Below are 20,200 nucleotides of genomic sequence, written 5' to 3' on the forward strand. Positions count from 1 at the left end.
GGCATTTGTCGGTTGCCGGTTCGGGAATCCGGTGAGTAAAGGATGAAAAAGTCGATAGTCCGCCTTATTTATTCACCGGGCGGGGACAAACAGGAGGAAGTGGCAATGTCGCAGAAAGTGGGAGGGGGAAAGCCCCAGAGATATGTGCAGCCTTCGCTGCTTATGGCCCTGAGGGATGCTCCCTCATACGGGTATCAACTGATACAGACGATTGGTGATTACGGGTTCCTGCGCGGAGAAGTCCCGCCCGGAATGGTTTACAGGCATCTCCGGCAGATGGACGAGGAAGGGCTGGTCCGCTCCGAGTGGGATGCAGAGGGAGACGGACCAGCGAAAAGGATATACTCCATAACCGCCGAAGGACTTGAGATCCTCGACGCATGGATAATTCATATGGAACGACAGCGGGATGCGCTGGACCGTTTTATCCGGCTGTATAAGGGGCAGTAGTCGCGCTGAGCCCCTGTGCCGGATTCATGTTGTGCTTCTTCTTGCTTTTTCCGTGTGCCGGTTCCCATACGTTCATGGCGGTCATTGTGACCTGCAGCACCGGCTCGCCTGCCCATAAGGAAGGACGAATCCATCCTGCATTGCGGACTTCATCGCCCGGCAGCGGAACCAGAGGATCACGGTCGACCGAAACAACCCGGATTCCGGCTTCGTTCAGGTCCTGAACGTGCAGCTCGGCAGCAAGGTCGCGCAGTCTTCCGTATTCGATGAACCTTCCGCACCAGCCGAATTTGGTCAGACCCACGGCTGCCGCTGCGCCTATGATGCCGTCGTTGGTTCCTCCCAGCCCGAGCAGATCATATCCGCGAGCTGCTTCCATGGCCTGCTGCTGGGTAACCTGCATGCCGGTCACGGATTGTGAGAACTGCACCAGTGTGCTGTTGACCGCATCCTCGCGGGCAACGCAGAGTCCGGGATCGCTTCCGGGGGCGCAGTTTTTGCCGAGATGTTCCGCGGCCTGATCCCGCAGGAAAGATGTGTCATACCCGTCCGGCAGATCAATAACGGCACATGCCGAACTGTTGTTGGAAGTGAACGGAATGCTTTCCATTCGCGGAAGCTGGTGGCGGATCACTCCGATAACCGCGCAATCGGTATCCAGCCCGTAGACAAATTCGCGGACAAGTCTTCCCGTGCCCATGGGGGCATCCTTGTCGTCCGTATCATCGAAACCTAGAAATACACGCATACACCACTCCTTTGTGTTAGGAAAAACATATTTCACCGTACCTGTTTCAAGTCAACAGGATAGTGTATGCGGTCGGGGTGGCACATAGTGTGATCCTTCCGGAATAATTGGAGTAGTTTTTTTGCCTGTTCGGGGGTGTTTCTAACCTATGAGCTGCATCACCATGCGCGGCATGTTGTTGGCCTGTGAAAGCATGGCCACGGAAGACTGGGTAAGTATCTGCCGCCTGACGAATTCGGTCATCTCCTCGGCAACATCTACATCGGATATACGTGACTCCGCCGCCTGCAGGTTTTCACCCTGAATGGACAGGTTGGTTATTGTATTTTCCAGCCTGTTCTGCATGGCACCGAGATTGGCCCTGATCTTGTCTTTGGAAACTATTGCCTTGTTCAGGAGGTCCAGTGCCTGCTGGGCCACTTCCTGAGTGGAGATGGTTACCGGGTCTCCTTCGGTAACGGTGATGTCTGCAGCCCCTACATAGACAGGAGAAGGTGCTCCCGGAAGATATTCAAATGCCCTTTTGGTGCCGGAGCTGTCTATGCCGACCGCCCAGAATCTGGAAAAATCACTGGCCCGGAAAACATCGAAGGAAGAGCCGTATTCAAAAGTGCTCTGAACCTCCGGAGGGGAGGTTACGTAGTATGCGTTTGTAGTGTCCCAATCTGCCTGGAAGAAAAAATTGATACCGTTGGCCGTGGCAATTTCATCACGGGTCAGGTTGGTGATTTCTCCGCCTATGCCCAGTGCGGCTGTGTTGGCGACTCCTATGTTTATATAATAGTAGTCTTCCGCACAGTCGTTTCCGGTGCCGAAGTGGACCTTGAGCTGCCCTGTGGACTCAAGCCTGTTTCCGTTATGCGTTCCCGAAAGGCTTCCGTCCAGCAGGTGCAGTCCGTTGAAATCCGTGGCCGCGGCAATGCGGTTTATCTCATCGGCCATGGCTTTGTACTCGGAATCTATGATCATGCGCTGGTCGGAGTTGTATGTTCCGGTGGCCGCCTGAGTTGCAAGCTCCTTCATGCGGATGAGTTTTTCATCAATTACCTGCAGCGCTCCGTCCGCAGTCTGGATAAGTGAAATGGCATCGTTCGCGTTTCGCATCCCCTGATGGAGGGAGGTAATGTCCGCCCTCATCAGTTCCCGTATGGCCAGTCCCGCAGCATCGTCTGCCGCAGTACCTACTCTGAGTCCCGATGAAAGACGTCTGGTCGAAACACTCAGCGCACCGTAGTGCTGGCCGAGATTCCGCGCCGTATTGGACGCCATCAGGTTATGGTTGATGCTGATGCCCATGCTTATCCCCGAAGCAGGTTAGGAATATATTTCCTTACCTGCATGTCTATATGTTAAAAAGTCTAAATAAATGTATAGATTATATCCTCTTGAGCTTGTTTGTCTTAATAATTTAAGCAATAACGGTGCCAACTCTTGTTCAGGGCAGGTTGGTAATTCGATCGAGGTCATAGTGTCTGATGATCGATTGTGTCAGTTGTGATTGATACAAGCGATTTGACGCTGTCTGAACTACTCTCTATTTTTTATTTGAATTGAACCATTGGGAGAGGGTATGCAGGTCGAGTCCATATTTGAAAAGGGAACCGGAGCCATGAACGAGGATTTCTACTTTGCCAGTGGAAGTCGGTTCGGGGTATTTGACGGGGCAACCAGCCTCACTCCGGAAACATACGAGCAGGGCTGTACCGGCGGATACCTCGCCTCCAACATTGCTGGCAGGGTTTTTGCCACAGGGGACGGACCGCTTCTCGGTCTGGCGGACAAGGCCAATGCTGCCATCAGCGAAGCCATGCTCGAACGCGGGGTGGACCTCAACGACAAAAAATATCTCTGGAGCACCAGCGCGGCTGTGGTCAGTCTGGACAACGACAGGTTCGAGTGGGTACAGATAGGCGATTGTCTGGTCATGGTCATAAAGGAAGACGGCTCCCACGAACTGCTCATGGACGGATTCGATCACGATACCGAGACACTCAGGATGTGGCAGTCCGTTTCTGCCGAGGCTGATGACTCCATCCTGAACGCCCTTCACGACCAGATACTTAAAGTCCGCGGCCAGATGAATGTGTCCTACGGCGTTTTCAGCGGAGAGCAGGAAGCTATGTCTTTCATAAATCACGGACAGCGCGATTTGGACGGGGTGGACAGCATTCTCATTTTTACCGATGGCCTGTTCGTGCCCAGCTGCGATCCGGAACGCAAGGAAGGGTTCGACCATCTGGCTTCACTTTTCCGTCAGGGCGGGCTCAGGCATGTGCGCGACTACATCCGTTCCGTTGAGGAAACGGACCCCTGTTGCCGCCGCTTTCCGCGTTTCAAGCCCCACGACGATATTGCCGCGATTTCCATAACTTTCTGATTCGGCACCATAAAAATTCACATACAACATTAGGAGAGTCAGATGAAATTCAGTAACCGCAACGTGTTTCTGATAACAGTACTGCTTGCCTTTCTGCTTACCGCAGGAAGTTGCGTTGCCGCATTCGCTGCCGGGCTTGAAGAAAGAGTGGTAGTCTACTCCACCCACGGAGAAGCCATGCTGGAGATGGTGGCCGATGCCTTTGAAAAGGAAACCGGTGTCCGCGTGGACTTCATAAACCTGAAAGGTCAGCTCGGAGACCGGGTCCGGGCCGAAAAAGCCAACCCTCAGGCAGATGTAATGTACGGCGCGCCTTCTTCCGTTTATCAGGAACTCATGGGCGAAGGGCTGTTTGCCCCCTGCAAGCCGGAATGGGCGGACCGCATCAACCCGCTTTTCAAAGACAGCGAAGGCTATTGGTACGGCACCATTCAGACTCCGGTACTCATGTTCTATAACAGTGACATGCTCTCTGCGGACAAGGCCCCCAAGGACTGGTCCGATCTCGCAAATCCGCAGTACAAGGACATGCTCGTATTCAGGAACGCTCTTTCCTCTTCCGCACGGGCCACCTATACCGCTCTGCTGCAGCAGTATCAGCGCAAGAACGAAATGGACGCCGGCTGGAAGTTCCTCAAGGGCGTTGACGCCAACACCAAGCGTTATTACGGCAGCGGCTCTCTGCTCTTTCAGGCCATCGGCCGGAAGGAAGCGGCCATAAGTTTTGCCGTTCTCAATTCGATCATAGACAACAAGGTCAAGAACCGCATGCCTCTTGAAACTATTGACGCTGCCAGTGGATCACCGGTTATCACCGATGGTATTGCCCTTATCAAGGGCGCCAAGCATCCCGCAGCAGGCAAGGCGTTTGTGGAATTTGCCGGAAGTGCGAAGGTTCAGGCCATGCTCGCTAACAAGTTCAACCGCATGCCTACACTGCCCGAAGCCCTCAAGGACTGCCCCAAATGGATGTCCGAAATCAAATTCAAGGTCATGGACGTAGACTGGGGCGCACTTGCCGCTGTTCAGTCCGCCTGGATGCAGAAGTGGGATTCCGACATCAAGGACTCCTCCAAGGACGGGAAATAGTGTCGGGGCGGGTATGGCATCTGTAATTCTGAATGGAATAGGCAAGTCCTTTGCCGGAACTCCGGCCTGTTCCGGGGTTGATCTGGAGATAGAGAGCGGAGAGTTCTTCACCTTTCTCGGGCCTTCAGGTTGCGGGAAAACCACCATACTGCGCCTTATTGCAGGATTTGAAGCCCCGGACGAGGGACGCATCCTGCTTGACGGAAAAGATATCACCCACCTTGCGCCGGAAAAGCGCAAGGTGGGTATGGTTTTTCAGAACTATGCGCTTTTTCCGCATCTCACGGTTTACGGCAACATTGAGTATGGACTGAAAGGGAGCGGCAGAACAGCTGCGGACATCCGCACGACTGTTGAATATTATATGGAGATGATCGGCCTTGGCGATTACGGAAAGCGTAATATCTCAGAGCTTTCCGGCGGAGAGCAGCAGCGTGTTGCCCTTGCAAGATCACTGGCAGTTGAACCGCAGGTCCTGCTGCTGGACGAGCCGCTGTGCAATCTGGACGCCAGACTGCGTGAACGGATGCGCACCGAGATCAGGGAGTTGCAGAAGCGGCTGGGCATAACCACTGTTTTCGTTACCCACGACCAGACCGAAGCCCTGACAATTTCCGACCGTATCGCGGTCTTTGAGCGGGGCGGAATTGCCCAGACCGGCACCCCACGGGAAATTTATTCCGATCCGGTGAATTCTTTCGTGGCCCGGTTCGTAGGGGATACCAACCTTTTTCCCGTGGCAGAGGAACCGGGGGCCGTTAGGGTTTCTCCCGAACTGAGCATTCCGCTGGGTGGCCGTCCGTCCGGAAAATACATCTCCATCCGGCCGCAGGATATCAGCCTTTCCCATGAACCGGTTCATGCGGGCAATTCCGTTGCCGGTAGAGTGGAGGAGGTGCAGCACAACGGGCTCTGGATCAATTACGGGGTCAGGGCGGGCGAGATGTCCCTTTTTCGTGTCGCCGTGCTTAACTGCGTAGCCATTGGCACGTCCTTTCAAGTCGGTGAAAGTGTTTTCCTGTCCTTCGATGAAGACGCCGTCAAAGTGTTTGCAGATTGAGCGCATACCAGAACATCTCATCAAGAATGTCTCCGACGGCATCTCTGCTCTCAACAGATCGCTAAAACTCAAAGCAAAGCTTTTCGTTAAGCGACTGTAAGGACTGCCGGGGGCCTTAAACCCTTTTGCAAAAGGGTTTAAGAATCCCAAAACCTTATGTTAAGGCTTCGCCGCTTCATGTGGTAAAACGCCATTTAAATAAAATGAGTGTTTTAAAATTTAACATGTCCCCAAATAGCATTACAAGGCTGTCGTAGATGAAATATGCAGGCTAAAAACATTTTCCGTTTCACAGGGCTTGCCGTGCTCGGCTGGGTACTGGTGGGTACGATTCTCTATCCGGCCCTAAGCTCCCTTGCGGTCAGCCTGACCAGACAGGGGGTGTTTTCAACCGGTTGGTACCGGGAATTTCTTTTTTCATCTTCCGGTATGGAAGTGCTGGGCAATTCCATCCTTCTGGGCTTGCTCACGGTGCTATGCTGCGGACTTGTGGGAACGGCTCTGGCTTTTTTCGTCAATTTTTTCCGCTTTCCGGGTCGGTCCGTGGTGGATAAACTGCTTCTGCTTCCGATAATGATGCCCGGGATCATTATTGTTTTTGCTTTCATGCAACTCTACGGGGAGAGCGGGCTGGTAACCAAGTCCATTGAAATCCTTTTCGGATTGAAAAGTACTCCCTATGAATTTAACGGGCTGTCCGGAATTCTGTTCGTCCATACCTACACCCAGTACGTGTATTTTTATCTTGCGGTTTCAATCTCGCTAAAGCAGATGGACTGGGCGGTCATTGAGAGTGCCAGAAGCCTCGGAGCTTCCCGGCGCAGAGTCTTTTTCAGCATCATTGTGCCGCTCATCGCCCCTGCACTGATCACCTCTTCGGCAGTTACATTCATGACCGGGATAGGCTCGTTTACCGCACCGAGCATCATCGGCGGCAGTTTCAAGGTTTTGACCACCCGGATACTCCTTTCCAAGGCGAACAACTACATGGAACTGGCCGCTGCACAGGCCATGATTCTGACCGCCGTGTCCCTGCTGTTTTTCATCTTTTTCCGCTGGTACGAGCGCAGGAAGATCACAAATCCGACCGCCAGAAGCGTTCCGTTACGGCCCGTGTTCATACGCAGTCATTTTGCGCGGACACTTGTCCTTGCGCTGACCTGGCTCACGGTCATACTTATTTTGCTGCCGTTCGTCGTCATCATCATTTTTTCCTTCGTGGATTCCGGTTCCCTGATGGTCAGCATTTTTCCAGACAGGTTTACCATGGACAACTATGCGGCGGTTTTTTCCCGGCGCAGGGTGCTTGAACCGTTTGTAAACAGCATGACCATGTCTCTCGCCGCCGCAGGTGTGTGTGCCTGTGTGGCCCTGCCTTCGGCATGGCTTTTGGAAAAGAGCAGGTTCAGGTTCCGCTGGGCGCTGGATATACTGGTAATGCTGCCGTGGGCCATGCCGGCGACAGCCATTGCCGTCAACATCATCAATGCTGCGGCGCGGCCCGGAGTCTTTACCTTCAACACGGTTCTGGTGGGTACGTATGTTCTGCTTCCGGTGGGATATTTCGTGCGTTCGCTGCCCATCGCGGTCAAGACGGTTCAGCTTGCGTTTCAGGATTTGAACGACAGTTTTCTGGAGGCATCCAGAAGTCTGGGGATGTCCGGCGTGACAACTTTCAGGCGGGTGGTCCTGCCGCTGCTATATCCCGGTATTCTGGCCGGGTTCATACTGGTTTTTGTGCACAGTATCGGCGAATACACAGTCTCGGCTTTCCTTTACACCGTGGGCAACAAGCCCGTGTCCATAGCCATGGTCAACGCGGTTTTCGAGTACGATACCGGACTGGCCATGGCCTACGGAACACTGCTTATTCTTCTGACCGTGATTTTGAGCATGGCAATCGGCAGATTCAGAAGGGCCTGAATCTATTTCGCTTCCTCAAAGCTTCCCCCAAGGGCCAGATGCAGACTGATCCGGTTATCCAGTCTCCGGCGCTTGACGTTCAGCAGCGATATTTCCGATCCTGTCCAGGCGGCCTGATGCGAGAGCACCTCGAACATGTCTATTTTGCCGACATCATACTGCAGTTTTGAAAGCTCATAGGTCTTGCGGTTGTCCTCCACTGCGCTGGTGAGGAGTTCTTCCCTCTTCTTGAGCAGGTCTTCGTTGGTCAGGGCTGTTTCCACTTCCTTGAACGCTTTGAGCGCTGCAGCGGCATAGTTCGCAACGGCTTCCTTTTGTTCGGCAGTGGCCTGTTCTATCTGCCCTTCGATTTCTCCACCAGTGTAAAGCGGGGCGAAAAGACCTGCGGTCAGCCCGGCAATGGCATCCCCCAGAGCGTTTATTCCCGTTCCGGCCTGAATGGTGAAGCGGGGCAGGTGCAGAAGTTCCGCGCCCTTTTCAGCATAGAATGCGGCAGCAACTCGGTCTTCGGCTGCGATGATGTCCGGCCTGCGTTCCAGAATTGCTGATGGCTGGCCAACCGGAATGGGCGGCGGAGTGGCCGCCAGAGTGTCCGCCCCGGTCATATTGTCAGCCGGGTAGCGGCCGATGAGCGTTTCAAGGCTTCTTGCGGATTCCTGCCGGGCAGCCTCAGCCTTGACCACAGCATCCTTTGCTTCTGCAAGGCTGGCGTGTACCTGGCTGACTTCCATGGCAGTAACTTTTCCGGTCTCCTGCTTTTTCTGTTCTATGCGGTACATGTTTTCAAGCATGCCCACGATGCTTTTGAGGAATTCTATCTGGCGGTTGGTTTCGCAAAGCAGGAACCATCCTCGTGCCGTGGAGGCGGCGAGAGACTGGCGTGCGAATTCATAGTCTGCGGCAACGGCGCGGGCCGATGTTTCGGCTGATTTTTCTGTCAGTCCCAAGCGGCCCCAGACGTCCGCCTCCCATGAAATGCCCAAGCCGACACCCTGTGCGGAAGCAGAGGGCTGGCCTGATCCTCCGGCCAGCTGGCCGCCAAGGTCAACCGTGGGCGAAAGGGCCGCTCCGGCCTGTTTGGCCAGGGCATTGGCGCGGTCCACCCGTGCTGCCGCGGCCTGAAGGTTCGGGTTGTTTTTCATGGCTTCGTCAACAAGGCTGTCCAGTTCGATGTCATGGAAATTTTTAATCCAGCCGTCGCGGACCTGTCCTGTATCCTTCACCCCGGCGGTCCAATCCTCCGGAGCGGATTGCCCGGTGCCGTTTACGGAAGCCGTGGCCTCCGCATGGGTATAGTCGCGTTTACATCCGCACAGGATAAGGAATGCGCCAATTGCAAGCAGCAGCAGTTGTTGTTTCCTGTTCATGTGATTCCTCCCTGTATGACCTGTTTATTTGATATTTTTTGTTTTGATGCGCTTCTCGCGTTTAATAATTTGATTTCGCCTCTGGCAGCCAAAGGGGATAATCCCCTTTGGAAACCCTAATAGTTTAGGGTTATTGAGGTGAAAACTTCAACTCTGAGCACAAGAATTCGCAACTTAAAACAATATGGGATTCCAAAGGGCCTCGGGCCCTTTGGCCGCCGGCGGCGAAATCAGATGTCCAAAAGCGCGAAGCGCATCAACTTAGAGCCCTTCGAAGCAGATGATATTTCTCCAGCTCACCATGCGCAGCAGTATCTGCCTGATCAGTGCCAGCGGTTCCATTTTATCGCTGTATACGCTGGCTGCCGCGGCGCTGCCCAGAGGCAGGTTGTACGCGGACATGTCATCGGTGATGTTGATGAACACCGGGACCCGGCCTTCCGGTATTTCCGTGCTCACGCTGAGCAGATCGCCGGACGGCTGGAGTTGTCCTTCGGCCAGTGCGGACTGGACTTTGGTTACTTCGCCTTTGAAGGCCCGGCCCGGAATGGCGGGAAAAATCACTTCGCATTTGAATCCGGGCCTGATGTTCTGGAGCGGGTTCTGCTTGAAGGCCGCCACCAGCATGGGGTCTTCGGAATGGACAAAGGTCATGACCGGCCGCAGAGGCAGGGGCACGGCCATCATGCCGGGCCGGAGCCGCAACTGGGTAACCCATCCATCGGTGGGGGCGACTACGGTTGTGCTGTTCAGGTCGAAGCGGGCTTTTTCAAGTTCCGCTTTCAGGCTGTCCGCTTCCTGCTGGTACTGTTCAACATCGTATTTGCTTCCGGCCGAGGCCTTGGCCAGAGTTTTGGATTCTTTGAGTCTGCGCTGAGCGAATTCCAGACGGGCGGTAAGCTCGTCCACTCTGGCCTGAAATGGGGTGGGGTCTATGGTAAAGAGTTTGTCCCCGGCTTTGAGCGGGGTGTTCGGCTTTACGTGAACGGCGATTGTCTTGCCGCGTACCTGCGAGACTATCGGGGTGGTCTGGAAATAGATTCGTGCTTCCGGGGTGTAGGGATGGTAGTAGGCCATGCACAGGAAAATTCCGCCGACCACGAAAATTCCGCCGACAACAGCCGTGGTCACCGTCCATTTGGTGACAGGGATTTTGAAGACTTTGAAGGCAACGAAAACAATGGCCGCGTATGTCAGTTCAATAAGGATATCCATGCCTAGTCCTCCCTACTTTCCGGTTCGGCGTCAGTTTCCGGCCCGTCCTGTTCTGCCTCAAGAAATTCATTGTCCGGCTGGATGTCCGGCTTGTGGATCATCGCCCAGATCCAGAGGAAGGGCCAGATGGCGTGCAGGGTGAAAAGGCTGACCCAGCCTGCGGCGTGGATGGCGTCCTGGTGGGGGTGGTTTCGTTTCTTGGCAATGTTGTAGGGAATATCGTGGATATAGATGATTCCGTACACGATTGCCAGAAAGACGAATATGAGCATGAATGCCCCTATATAATCCAGTATGCGGGAATCCGTTTCGATCATGGGTGCTCCTTTTGGTCTCGTTTCGGCAGCATGGGTCGGTGGGGTTGGGTAACCTTTCCAGCGAAAGGACAAACGGCTGTTTATCCGACAGGTTGCTTTTGTTTTTCCGTAGCACATTATCACGCGGCAGACTACACAATTTCCGTGAAATATGCGCAAACGGAAGCCGTTTAGGCATAAACTCGTATTTACAGAACATTTGCGTCTGCGCTATCAACTTCCGGATGAAATAATGAAAGGAGCTGGTATGAATAATATTGAAGCTGAAAAACTGGTTGTCGCTCCGGTTGAGCGCAAAGACGGCACCTATGCCTTGAGGCTGTGCATCACCCACGGGCGGATCACAGCGGGAATGATGAAAACCGTCATGAAGACCATGGAGGAGTTCAACCTCCCTTTTTTGCGGTCCACCACCGGACAGCGCATGAATCTTGAAGGAATCCCTGCGGACAGGGTTGATGAGGTTATTGCTTCACTGGGTACCGCTGCGGGAAAAATACCTCCGGGAGTGGCAGCCTGTGCCGGAGCCGGGATATGCAAATACGGCATGCAGGAAAGCGGCGAAATGGCCGACAGACTCCTTGCGTTGATCAAACAGAACGGTCCTTATCCGTCCAAGGTAAAGAGCGGCGTTTCCGGGTGCAAGATGGCCTGTGCGCACAGCTTTGTCCGCGATATCGGTATGATCGGCGGCCCCAAGGGCTGGGATGTTCATTTCGGAGGATCTTCCAGAAAGGATGCCGTACCCGGAGTAAAGCTCGGCAGCGGGCTGGGTATGGATGATGCACTTGAACTGGTCGGCAAGGCTCTTGTGTTCTACAGGGAGAACGGCAACAAGCGCGAGCGCTCAAGTGCCATGCTGCGCCGACTGGGAACGGAAGCATTGCTGAACGCTCTAGGATAGTTGTGCAATCTCCGGAATGATGTGTCGGAGAGCCTCTCGTTGCTCCGGCCTGCCGGGAAGATTTGCAACCTTAATAGAATAAACGGCCGGAACCGGCGTTCTTTTATGTTCATCGGTTCCGGCTTTTTACGGATCAGCCGGTGCGGTTAAACATCTGGACCTTGGGTCCGCGTCCTGATATCAACGTGCTCCACGCACTTGTTCCTGTCATATCCTCCTTCATGAAAAATCAGGCTCCGTATTTTGCGGAGCGAAGCACACGACATTAAATGGGAAAACATATCATTGAAGAGGCTTCCCGCTGCCTGCAGTGCAAGAAGCCTTTGTGCAGCAAAGGGTGCCCGCTCGGAACACCGATCAACAAAATGATCGGCCTTCTGCTCAAGGGCGAAATGCGCGAGGCCGGGGCCTTGCTTTTTGAAAACAATCCGCTTTCCGTAGTCTGTTCACTTATCTGCCCGCATGAAAATTTCTGCGAGGGGCACTGCATTCTAGGACGCAAGAGTTCCCCTGTGCAGGTCAGCGACATTGAACAATACGTTTCAAGATATTATCTGGAGCAGTACATTCCACCCAGACCTGCGGAAACGAAGAAAGCGCGTATAGCCATAGTCGGCTCCGGGCCTGCCGGAATCACCGTGGCCTTCATACTTGCCCTGAAAGGGTACAGGGTTACTATCTTCGAGTCTGAAGAGAAAATCGGCGGGGTCCTGCAATACGGGATTCCGGATTTCCGGCTGCCCAAGGATATTCTGGAAAAGCTTCGCCGTGTTCTCGTGCAACTGGGAGTGAAAATCCGTCCCAATATGCTCATCGGTCCGGTGGTCAGTCTGCATGATCTTTTGCGTGACGGTTACGAAGCCGTTTTTATCGGAACAGGTGTCTGGAACCCCAAACCACTGCGGCTCAAGGGCGAAACTCTGGGAAATGTTCATTACGCCATCAACTATCTGAAAAATCCGGATGTGTACGATCTCGGAGACAGAGTGGCGGTCATCGGGGCCGGAAATGTGGCTATGGACGTGGCCCGCACCGCTCTGCGCAAAGGTGCTCGTGAGGTAACCGTTCTCTACCGCAGAGGCGAGGAGGACATGAGCGCAACCGGGTACGAGCGTGAGTATGCCCGGCTGGACGGTGTCCGGTTTGAATTCTACCGTTCACCGGTGGAACTGACCGAGGACGGTGTAGTCTGCGTCAGAACAGCCATGGAACAGGATGCTGAAGGAAACAGTCGTCTGAAAACCGTGGAAGGATCGGAACATCTCTTTGAGGCCGATTCGGTTTTCATCGCAGTCAGCCAGAATCCGCGCAACAATCTTGCGGGCATAGAGATAGGAAGGACCGGACTTGTCATTACCGACGAGGAAGGACGCACAACCAGAGAAGGAATATTCGCTTCCGGGGATGTGGTTACCGGTGCCCGCACTGTTGCCGAGGCCGTGCGCTGCTCCAAGCGGTCCGCACAGGCCATCATTGATCATGTTGAGGGATAGCATTCGCACAAGGGTAATTGATTCTTCCCGGTTCGCTTTTTCCCCGATAGTTTTTCCAAGGCCGCTTGACAAAGCAGGCGGTATGCGGTGTCAATTGAACCGGTGCCGGAAATATTCCGGCACCGGAAACCGCAAGGCTGTCCGCCGCATCGGCAGGAAATACGCATGGAAAAAGTATCTCATCACCCTCTGTCCAGTGAACGCAAGGCCGAGGTTCTGGATCAATGGCAGTCTTTTCAGGAGACCGGCACGGTTGACAGATCAATAGTCCGGCCCATGATTCTTGCCTCCTGGGAACGCTGCCGCAGGGCGGAGCTTCCCCGCGATTCTCTTGCCCTGTGTCCCATTGATGCCGAAGCGCTTGAGCGCTCCACTGCCCGGAACAGGAGTCTGGTGGAAAGTGCCAAGCACCTGATGGACAAGCTTGTCCATTCCATACATCTCTCCAAGAGCGTGGTCACTCTGGTCGATACGGACGGGCTTGTCCTGCACGCATCGGCCACCAGTCAGGATCTCGAAAATGTTCCCTACGGTGTTCCCGGTCGCCGTTGCGATGAGGCCACCATAGGCACCAACGGTATGGGGCTGTGTGCCATTGAAAAGAAGGCTGTGCATGTTATCGCGTCCGAGCATTACAATTCTTCACTTCATTATCTGAGCTGCTCCGCCGCGCCCATTCACGATGTTTCCGGCCGGTTTGTCGGAGCCATAAATCTGGCTATCAGTTCCGAAAATTTTCATCAGCACACGCTGGGGCTTGTCGAGGCAGCCGCCCACGCCATAGAGGAGCATCTGCGGCTGCGCACACTGGTCCGCAACCAGAAGGTGATTCTGGACTTGCTGGACGAGGGGGTAATCGTTCTCGCCAGTGACGGAGTGATCAGCAGCATCAACCCGCAGGCCTGCAGGATGCTTGGAATCAGCGAGCATTCCGAAGGCCGGAACATACTGGAATATTTCCAACCCGGTTCAATTCTCCAGTCCGTTCTTGCCGAGCGCGTTTCCTTCCATGACCGGGAGGTCTCGTTCGAATTGCGTGAGGGCAGGCGTTCATGCATATTGTCCTGTGCTCCGTTCGGCGAAACCGGGGTGATCCTGACCCTGCGCGGGGTCAAACGCATGCGCAGCTATGCGTCCAGAGTGGCCGGTTCCAAGGCTGTGTATACATTCGATAATATTATCGGAGAATCAGCCGTGCTGCAGGAAACCATCCGGCTTACAAGGGTTGCCGCCAACAGTGAAGCCACCACTCTGCTGGTGGGGGAATCCGGTACCGGCAAGGAATTGTTCGCTCAGGCCATTCATAATGCGGGTAACCGCCGGAAAGGACCGTTTGTTGTGGTAAACTGCGGCGCATTGCCCCGCAATCTGGTGCAGAGTGAATTGTTCGGCTATGTTTCCGGTGCGTTTTCCGGTGCCCTCAAGGACGGCAGTCCCGGCAAATTTGAACTGGCCGACGGTGGAACATTGTTTCTCGATGAAATCGGGGAAATGCCGCTGGAAGCTCAGGTAAGCCTGTTGCGCCTGCTTCAGGAGAGCGAGGTGACCCGGCTGGGAGGCAAGCAGGCCAAGCGGATTGACGTGCGCATCATCGCCGCCACAAACAAGGACCTGCCCGGTGCAGTACGCAACAAGTCGTTTCGCGAGGACCTTTATTATCGTCTGAACGTATTGACCATTAACATTCCGCCGTTGCGGCAGCGTGAAGGGGATGTTTCACAACTGGCGGGAGTTTTTCTGGACAAGTTCGCAGGTACTTTGAACAAAAAACATCTGCGGCTGTCGGAAGAAGCCGCGTCCGCAATGGAAGCGTACCACTGGCCCGGAAATGTGCGGGAACTCGAAAACTGCATTGAACGGCTGGTGAACGTGACCCGTGGTGATATAATCGACATGACGGACCTGCCGCAGGATTTAGTGGGAGACATGGTCCTGTTGCCTTCCGTGCGCACCACCGGTCCTTCCATGTCGCTTAAGCACATTCAGAAAGCGCATATTCTGGACACCCTGCGCGAAACAGGCGGCAATCTGCGCCGGACGTCTTCCCTTCTGAACATATCCCGTTCCACCCTTTACGCGAAAATAAAGCAGTATCACATTGAGGTGGATGCTTTCCGCGCCGTGTAGGAGCAGCTTTACCTTTTTCGCTACCATTTCCCTTTTCGGCCTTACTGCGGAGGCCTGAGTCGTTCCTCTTGCACCGACCACCCAGCCTATCTGCCTGAAAGAAAGGCTCTGCTGCTATTATGATCATGTTTGTAAATCATACATGTATTGAATACATGTCCGATTTTAGGACATATGTCATAATGTAATATTTTATCATTATTCTTACATTTATCATTAAATATCGGTACATTATATGTTTGGTAGAGCTGTTTCCTCAACTGGCCTGTCTCTTGCTTAATACAGAAATGTAAACACAGTGCGTGCACGTATTGCTGTTTTTCGGTCTGCTTACTGGGGGCGGACCGGAAGCGAGGGAAGCTTAAGTGGACGCAACAGGGCGCATGGTCTGTCTTACGGCAGGCCTGAGGGTGTACTGGTTCTAGATGTGAGGTCACGTTGAATAATCACCATGCTAAACAGTCGGAGGACACAATGGCAGTTCAGGAACAGGTTTACGGTTTTTTCATTCCCAGTATGACATTGATCGGAATCGGAGCATCCAAACAGATTCCGGAAAAGATCAGGGACCTCGGCGGCAGCAAGCCTCTGCTTGTTACCGATAAGGGCGTTGTTGCCGTAGGTATCTGCAAACAGGTGACAGACCTGCTTGACGCTGCTTCAATGCCTTACGTTATCTATGATGAAACCGTGCCGAACCCCACGGACAAGAATGTTCATGACGGCGTGGAAATTTTCAGGAAAAACGGCTGCGACAGCCTTATCACCCTCGGCGGCGGTTCTTCTCACGACTGCGGTAAGGGCATTGCCCTGATCGTTTCAAACGGGGGAAAGATTCATGATTACGAGGGTGTGGATAAGGCCAGCAAGCCTTTGATGCCGTATCTGGCTGTTAACACCACTGCCGGAACAGCATCTGAAATGACCAGATTCGCGGTTATTACCGATACTTCCCGCCATGTTAAAATGGCTATCGCGGACTGGCGCATCACTCCGGGCATTGCCATAGACGACCCGGTTCTCATGGTGGGTATGCCCCCGGCACTTACCGCTGCAACCGGAATGGACGCCCTGACACATGCTGTGGAAGCATTCGTCTCCACAATTGCAACTCCGATGACCGATGCCTGCGCGGTGGAATCCATCAAGCTGGTATTCAAATATCTGCGCAAGGCCGTTGCCAACGGGCAGGACCTCGTAGCAAGGGAAGGCATGTGCTTTGCCCAGTATCTGGGCGGTATGGCCTTCAACAACGCCAGCCTCGGCTACGTGCATGCCATGGCTCACCAGCTCGGAGGTTTTTACAACTTGCCCCACGGCGAGTGCAACGCATTGCTTCTGCCCCATGTTGAGCAGTTCAACCTGATTGCCAATGTTGAAAAATTTGCCGAAATGGCGACCATAATGGGTGAAGACACAACCGGAATGTCGCCCCGCAAGGCCGCTGAAGTGGCTATTGATGCCATCCGTCAGCTTTCTGCCGATGTAGGCATTCCTGCAACTCTGGTGGAACTGGGCAAACGCTACGGCAAGGAAGTGAAGGCCGAGGATATCCCGACCATGACCGCCAATGCCCAGAAGGATATCTGCAAGTTCACCAACCCGCGTAATGCCACGGATGATGAAATTGCAGCCATTTATGCCGGAGCATTGTAGGCTTAAGTTTCAGGCATTGCTGAAAACCGTTTTTTCAGCCTGCTGAAGAAGGCTGGCTTACTGTCTTGTACTAACACGTATGCCGCTAGTAAGGCCCCGGCTTAATGCCGGGGCCTCAGACTGCTGATAACGCACCGTTTGCTGTGTTGCTGCTACAAAGCATGAAACTTACGTATGCCTTATACGTTTCGTTCCATGCTTTTTTATTCTCAACAGTCCGGGCATTTAGACCTTGTCATCAAGCTCAGGTCCAGGTTTAAAGCCGGGGCTTGAGCCTGATGTTTCTGTTTTGGAATTGGCCCCCTGTTATTCCATGAAGGCCGCAGGCATGCAGATTGAAGCCGGGGCTACGGATGTGCTGATCATGTTGTTGTCCTTCAGGAAAAGTACATCTTTTTTCATGTCCGCTATGTCCGTTGACGTGAGGTGGGTGGTGAAGCCTGCCCAACCGTACAATGTACGGGCATCCTGCATGGAAATGCCGTGTTCCTTTGCCCCGATGGCGATGGCCTTTTCAGGATCTGCGTTGATGAAGGCCATGGCCTGCCGGAAGACTTTAAGGTAACGGGCCACGAGATCCGGGTGCTCGGAAATGAATTTTTCGGAGGCTGCGCTTACAAGTATGGGATTGACCAGCCCTTTGGCGGTGGTTAGAACGCGTGCTCCCGCTTCCTTTGATTTTATGACCAGTCCGGCGGCCAGAAGTGCCGCGTCCACCTGTCCGGCCAGAAGTGCGGTACGTGATTTGGGCAGCCCCATGTGCACGAATTTTACGTCAGATTCCTTGAGTCCCGCACCGGCCAGAGCGGCAACCAGCATCTGGTGCAGCACGGTCCCTTTCGGACCGGCAACGGTTTTGCCCTTGAGACCTGCCGCATCGGCAGGACCGTCGTTACGGACCACGATGGCGAAGGTTTCGCACGGATGACTTACCCCGCCGATAATTTTTACCGGGTTGCCTCCTGCATTGGCCAGCAGAACCGAAGTGGTGTTTATGACCGAGGCGATATCCAGTGAACCGGCGGCCAGAGCCTGTGACTGTTTGGCTCCGGAGTTTATCTCGTGCCAGTTTATCGCTATGTTATCCCCGGAGAATTCCTTTTCAAGCATGCCCATGGATTTCATGACCATGATCTGCAGGTTGAAGGGTGATTTTACGTAGGAAACATTGATTGCGTTGATCGGCTGCGCCATTACCCCGGATGCGGTTATCATCATAATGATCAGGGCGGCGCAGGATATAGTCAGCTTCTTGAGCACGGTGTTCATAGGGTCAGCTCCTTTTTGTTTGTGAGTATGAAATCGAGAATTTCCCCCTTCATTATTTCGAAGTCCGGCTGTCCCGGACGCCGGGGTCGAGGAAGGGTTACTGCTCTGTCTGCGGCAATGCGGCCGTCGGCCATTACCAGCACCAGGTCAGCAAGGGTTACTGCTTCGCCGATGTCGTGAGTTATGCATAAGACGGTCATTGGATTTTCGGACCAGATGCGGGCCAGTTCCATCTGGAGTTGCAGCCGGGTCAGCGCGTCCAGCGCGCCGAAGGGTTCGTCCATAAGCAGAAGTTCCGGTTTGCGGCAAAGAGCACGGGCCAGCGCCGCGCGTTGGGCCATACCCCCGGAAAGCTGCTCCGGGTAGGCCTGCGCGAAGTCCTGCATGCCGACCTGAATCAGGGATTCTCTTACCGCCTGCTTATGATTTTCCAGTTCCGTTCGCCGTAAAGCCAGAAGGAGGTTTTCCTGAACGGTCAGCCACGGCAGCAGCCTCGGTTCCTGAAACATCATGCCCAGCCGGGGGCGATCCGTAGAGTCCTGCCGAGATTTATTGAGGAAGGTGACCGCCCCGGAATCCGGTTTTTCCAGCCCGGAAATGTGCCGGAAAAGGGTCGTCTTGCCGCATCCGCTGTAACCGATGAGAGCCACGAACGACCCCGGTTCGATCCGGAAATCGACCCTGTCCAGCGCTTGAACGGAACGGTCGCCGGTCATGTAGCGTTTACTCATATCCGAAACGCGGATTCCGATCATTTCCGGGGCTCCCTGGACAGATGCAGGCGGTGTCCTGCCCAGATTGCGGTGCGGGACAGAACCGCATCGAAAAAATATCCGAGTACGCCGATAACGATGATGCCCACGAACATTCTATCCGTGCGGGCCAGTTCTTCCGCATCCAGAATCATGTAGCCCAGCCCGGATGCAGCCGCGATCAGTTCCGCACCGATCAATGCCCGCCAGCTGTATCCGAAACCTATGCGCAGGCCGGTTATGACCGAGGGCAGGGCGGAAGGCAGCAGAACGCTGCCGAAGGTATCCCGTCTGGTCAGGTCTATGGTCTCGGCCATTTCCAGAAGCTTTTTGTCGGAATTTTTGAGTCCGTCCAAGGCGTTCAGGAAGATAGGGAAGAAACTGGCCAGAACTATGATGGCAAGCTTTGAGCCCTCGCCGATTCCAAGCCAGAGGATGAGCAGGGGGATCAGGGCCAGCGGCGGGGTAACGCGCAGCAGTTCAAGAGGCACGCGCAGCAAGCGCTCGCTGAGCGGGAAGAAATAGATGAGCGCGGCCAGCGGAAGAGCCAGACAGGCTGTGAGGGTGAAACCGGCGAATACTCTGGCCATACTTACGCAGGAATGAATCCATAATTCACCCGAGGAGATGGCATTCAAAGCAGCGTCAATGACCTTTCCGGGAGGAGGCGTCAGGTACGGATTCAGAATATTCCAGCGGCCGAGCAGCCACCACGCTATCACTAATGCGCCGGGCAGCAATGCAGCCAGAGTGGCATTGGTCAACCTGCCAGCCCATTTGTTTCGGCTGCACGGCATATGGTTCTGACCGGCATTTATGGAATCTGCGGAAACGACGGGCTCTGTCTCGTCTTCCTGAAATAGCGGCACATAGCCCTTGTCGAGTGTGCGGCACACTTGTTTTGAATCAGAAGTTATATGCAAAAGAGCACCTTTAATTTTTAGTATGCACTAGGTGTATATCTTTTTGTATTAAGTGGCATAAAAATGCGTACTCCCGAGTACGTATGCTGTCAATGGGAAGGGATGAATCCGGCTCTATCCTGATCGGTGTATTTTATTGATAGTGTTTGCTGAGTTGTAATTAGGCTCAGGCTGTCGGGAAGGATTTGTAGAACCGTTTGTTTACGCCGGAGCAGGGCGAATAATCGCCGCCGATGGAAAATCCGATCTAAAAATTATTGAAGAGCAATTGCCGGGGTAAATTCTGTGCGGATATCTGAGAGAATGTCAAGGTTGAAAATATGGTTGCCGTTTCATTCGAGAGGAGCACCTCTTACCATTCTCAATAAATTTCAGCCTATTAAAAAGCAAAAAGCCGCAATCACATGATTGCGGCTTTTCATTTGCAGGGTGGTGCCGAAGAGAAGACTCGGAAGTGCGATTTTGTCGAATGTCGTCAATAGGTTGATTTTGTGTCCCTATTCAGCCCAGCATTTCCTTTGCCCTTGTCC

General features: G+C 53.9%; 17 protein-coding genes. 9 read left to right on the plus strand and 8 right to left on the minus strand.

Annotated elements, in window-relative coordinates; translation table 11 throughout:
* The first annotated feature begins 105 nt into the window (after nucleotides 1-105).
* Entirely contained in the window at nucleotides 106-450 is a 345-nt protein-coding gene (locus tag ACKU4E_RS18240; RefSeq protein WP_320172659.1) for a helix-turn-helix transcriptional regulator, read from the plus strand.
* Here the strand turns inward: ACKU4E_RS18240 and ACKU4E_RS18245 are convergent.
* Nucleotides 425-1,198, minus strand: a complete 774-nt coding sequence (locus ACKU4E_RS18245; RefSeq protein WP_320172492.1) for a hypothetical protein — start codon at nucleotides 1,196-1,198, stop codon at nucleotides 425-427. The genes ACKU4E_RS18240 and ACKU4E_RS18245 overlap by 26 nt on opposite strands.
* 141 nt (nucleotides 1,199-1,339) lie before the next feature.
* Complete coding sequence (locus ACKU4E_RS18250; RefSeq protein ID WP_320172493.1) at nucleotides 1,340-2,494, minus strand: flagellin; 1,155 nt, start codon at nucleotides 2,492-2,494, stop codon at nucleotides 1,340-1,342.
* A 274-nt stretch (nucleotides 2,495-2,768) separates the two neighbouring features.
* Between ACKU4E_RS18250 and ACKU4E_RS18255 the strand changes: the two genes are divergently transcribed.
* The 4 genes from ACKU4E_RS18255 to ACKU4E_RS18270 all read left to right on the plus strand — a co-directional run bounded on the left by ACKU4E_RS18255 (nucleotide 2,769) and on the right by ACKU4E_RS18270 (nucleotide 7,647).
* Nucleotides 2,769-3,575 carry a protein phosphatase 2C domain-containing protein gene (locus ACKU4E_RS18255; RefSeq protein WP_320172494.1) on the plus strand — a complete coding sequence of 269 codons (807 nt, stop codon included), beginning with the start codon at nucleotides 2,769-2,771 and terminating at the stop codon, nucleotides 3,573-3,575.
* A 42-nt stretch (nucleotides 3,576-3,617) separates the two neighbouring features.
* On the plus strand, nucleotides 3,618-4,664 hold the full coding sequence (locus ACKU4E_RS18260) for an extracellular solute-binding protein (RefSeq protein ID WP_320172495.1): 1,047 nt from the start codon (nucleotides 3,618-3,620) through the stop codon (nucleotides 4,662-4,664).
* Nucleotides 4,665-4,677: 13 nt separating this feature from the next.
* Nucleotides 4,678-5,724 carry an ABC transporter ATP-binding protein gene (locus ACKU4E_RS18265; RefSeq protein WP_320172496.1) on the plus strand — a complete coding sequence of 349 codons (1,047 nt, stop codon included), beginning with the start codon at nucleotides 4,678-4,680 and terminating at the stop codon, nucleotides 5,722-5,724.
* Between the two features lie 264 nt (nucleotides 5,725-5,988).
* Nucleotides 5,989-7,647 carry an iron ABC transporter permease gene (locus tag ACKU4E_RS18270; RefSeq protein ID WP_320172497.1) on the plus strand — a complete coding sequence of 553 codons (1,659 nt, stop codon included), beginning with the start codon at nucleotides 5,989-5,991 and terminating at the stop codon, nucleotides 7,645-7,647.
* A 2-nt stretch (nucleotides 7,648-7,649) separates the two neighbouring features.
* Here ACKU4E_RS18270 and ACKU4E_RS18275 read toward each other — a convergent pair whose 3' ends face one another.
* The 3 genes from ACKU4E_RS18275 to ACKU4E_RS18285 all read right to left on the minus strand — a co-directional run bounded on the left by ACKU4E_RS18275 (nucleotide 7,650) and on the right by ACKU4E_RS18285 (nucleotide 10,546).
* Entirely contained in the window at nucleotides 7,650-9,014 is a 1,365-nt protein-coding gene (locus tag ACKU4E_RS18275; protein ID WP_320172498.1) for a TolC family protein, read from the minus strand.
* Between the two features lie 261 nt (nucleotides 9,015-9,275).
* A complete protein-coding gene (locus ACKU4E_RS18280) occupies nucleotides 9,276-10,229 on the minus strand; it encodes an efflux RND transporter periplasmic adaptor subunit (protein ID WP_320172499.1) in 954 nt (317 codons plus the stop codon).
* A gap of 2 nt (nucleotides 10,230-10,231) precedes the next feature.
* Nucleotides 10,232-10,546, minus strand: coding sequence for a DUF3302 domain-containing protein (locus ACKU4E_RS18285; RefSeq protein ID WP_320172500.1), 315 nt, complete (start codon nucleotides 10,544-10,546; stop codon nucleotides 10,232-10,234).
* Between the two features lie 247 nt (nucleotides 10,547-10,793).
* Here ACKU4E_RS18285 and ACKU4E_RS18290 point away from each other — a divergent pair, with 247 nt between their 5' ends.
* The 4 genes from ACKU4E_RS18290 to ACKU4E_RS18305 all read left to right on the plus strand — a co-directional run bounded on the left by ACKU4E_RS18290 (nucleotide 10,794) and on the right by ACKU4E_RS18305 (nucleotide 16,726).
* Nucleotides 10,794-11,450 (plus strand): nitrite reductase, encoded by a 657-nt coding sequence (locus tag ACKU4E_RS18290; protein ID WP_320172501.1) that lies wholly within the window; start codon nucleotides 10,794-10,796, stop codon nucleotides 11,448-11,450.
* Nucleotides 11,451-11,719: 269 nt separating this feature from the next.
* Nucleotides 11,720-12,943, plus strand: a complete 1,224-nt coding sequence (locus ACKU4E_RS18295; RefSeq protein ID WP_320172502.1) for an NAD(P)-dependent oxidoreductase — start codon at nucleotides 11,720-11,722, stop codon at nucleotides 12,941-12,943.
* 165 nt (nucleotides 12,944-13,108) lie between these two features.
* Entirely contained in the window at nucleotides 13,109-15,070 is a 1,962-nt protein-coding gene (locus tag ACKU4E_RS18300) for a sigma 54-interacting transcriptional regulator (protein WP_320172503.1), read from the plus strand.
* A 474-nt stretch (nucleotides 15,071-15,544) separates the two neighbouring features.
* The gene (locus tag ACKU4E_RS18305) at nucleotides 15,545-16,726 is read left to right on the plus strand and encodes an iron-containing alcohol dehydrogenase (protein ID WP_320172504.1); all 1,182 of its coding nucleotides are present in this window, start codon (nucleotides 15,545-15,547) and stop codon (nucleotides 16,724-16,726) included.
* Nucleotides 16,727-17,032: 306 nt separating this feature from the next.
* Here ACKU4E_RS18305 and ACKU4E_RS18310 read toward each other — a convergent pair whose 3' ends face one another.
* From ACKU4E_RS18310 to ACKU4E_RS18320, 3 genes are read right to left on the minus strand one after another with little or no spacing between them, the layout of a single operon-like run.
* The gene (locus ACKU4E_RS18310) at nucleotides 17,033-17,995 is read right to left on the minus strand and encodes an aliphatic sulfonate ABC transporter substrate-binding protein (RefSeq protein ID WP_320172505.1); all 963 of its coding nucleotides are present in this window, start codon (nucleotides 17,993-17,995) and stop codon (nucleotides 17,033-17,035) included.
* Nucleotides 17,992-18,750, minus strand: coding sequence for an ABC transporter ATP-binding protein (locus ACKU4E_RS18315; protein ID WP_320172506.1), 759 nt, complete (start codon nucleotides 18,748-18,750; stop codon nucleotides 17,992-17,994). The genes ACKU4E_RS18310 and ACKU4E_RS18315 overlap by 4 nt, the downstream gene beginning before the upstream one ends.
* Entirely contained in the window at nucleotides 18,747-19,670 is a 924-nt protein-coding gene (locus tag ACKU4E_RS18320; RefSeq protein ID WP_320172507.1) for an ABC transporter permease, read from the minus strand. Before ACKU4E_RS18320 ends, ACKU4E_RS18315 begins: the two co-directional genes overlap by 4 nt.
* Nucleotides 19,671-20,200: the final 530 nt, after the last annotated feature.

Origin of the sequence: Maridesulfovibrio sp., from assembly GCF_963677005.1 — a bacterium.
Taxonomy (GTDB): Bacteria; Desulfobacterota; Desulfovibrionia; order Desulfovibrionales; family Desulfovibrionaceae; genus Maridesulfovibrio.

Coding starts and splice junctions, on each gene's coding strand:
- ACKU4E_RS18280 (WP_320172499.1), bottom strand. CDS start 10,229: ATGGATATCCTTATTGAACTGACATACGCGGCCATTGTTTTCGTTGCC.
- ACKU4E_RS18245 (WP_320172492.1), bottom strand. CDS start 1,198: ATGCGTGTATTTCTAGGTTTCGATGATACGGACGACAAGGATGCCCCC.
- ACKU4E_RS18285 (WP_320172500.1), bottom strand. CDS start 10,546: ATGATCGAAACGGATTCCCGCATACTGGATTATATAGGGGCATTCATG.
- ACKU4E_RS18270 (WP_320172497.1), top strand. CDS start 5,989: ATGCAGGCTAAAAACATTTTCCGTTTCACAGGGCTTGCCGTGCTCGGC.
- ACKU4E_RS18260 (WP_320172495.1), top strand. CDS start 3,618: ATGAAATTCAGTAACCGCAACGTGTTTCTGATAACAGTACTGCTTGCC.
- ACKU4E_RS18310 (WP_320172505.1), bottom strand. CDS start 17,995: ATGAACACCGTGCTCAAGAAGCTGACTATATCCTGCGCCGCCCTGATC.
- ACKU4E_RS18290 (WP_320172501.1), top strand. CDS start 10,794: ATGAATAATATTGAAGCTGAAAAACTGGTTGTCGCTCCGGTTGAGCGC.
- ACKU4E_RS18240 (WP_320172659.1), top strand. CDS start 106: ATGTCGCAGAAAGTGGGAGGGGGAAAGCCCCAGAGATATGTGCAGCCT.
- ACKU4E_RS18275 (WP_320172498.1), bottom strand. CDS start 9,014: ATGAACAGGAAACAACAACTGCTGCTGCTTGCAATTGGCGCATTCCTT.
- ACKU4E_RS18315 (WP_320172506.1), bottom strand. CDS start 18,750: ATGATCGGAATCCGCGTTTCGGATATGAGTAAACGCTACATGACCGGC.
- ACKU4E_RS18265 (WP_320172496.1), top strand. CDS start 4,678: ATGGCATCTGTAATTCTGAATGGAATAGGCAAGTCCTTTGCCGGAACT.
- ACKU4E_RS18295 (WP_320172502.1), top strand. CDS start 11,720: ATGGGAAAACATATCATTGAAGAGGCTTCCCGCTGCCTGCAGTGCAAG.
- ACKU4E_RS18300 (WP_320172503.1), top strand. CDS start 13,109: ATGGAAAAAGTATCTCATCACCCTCTGTCCAGTGAACGCAAGGCCGAG.
- ACKU4E_RS18255 (WP_320172494.1), top strand. CDS start 2,769: ATGCAGGTCGAGTCCATATTTGAAAAGGGAACCGGAGCCATGAACGAG.
- ACKU4E_RS18305 (WP_320172504.1), top strand. CDS start 15,545: ATGGCAGTTCAGGAACAGGTTTACGGTTTTTTCATTCCCAGTATGACA.
- ACKU4E_RS18250 (WP_320172493.1), bottom strand. CDS start 2,494: ATGGGCATCAGCATCAACCATAACCTGATGGCGTCCAATACGGCGCGG.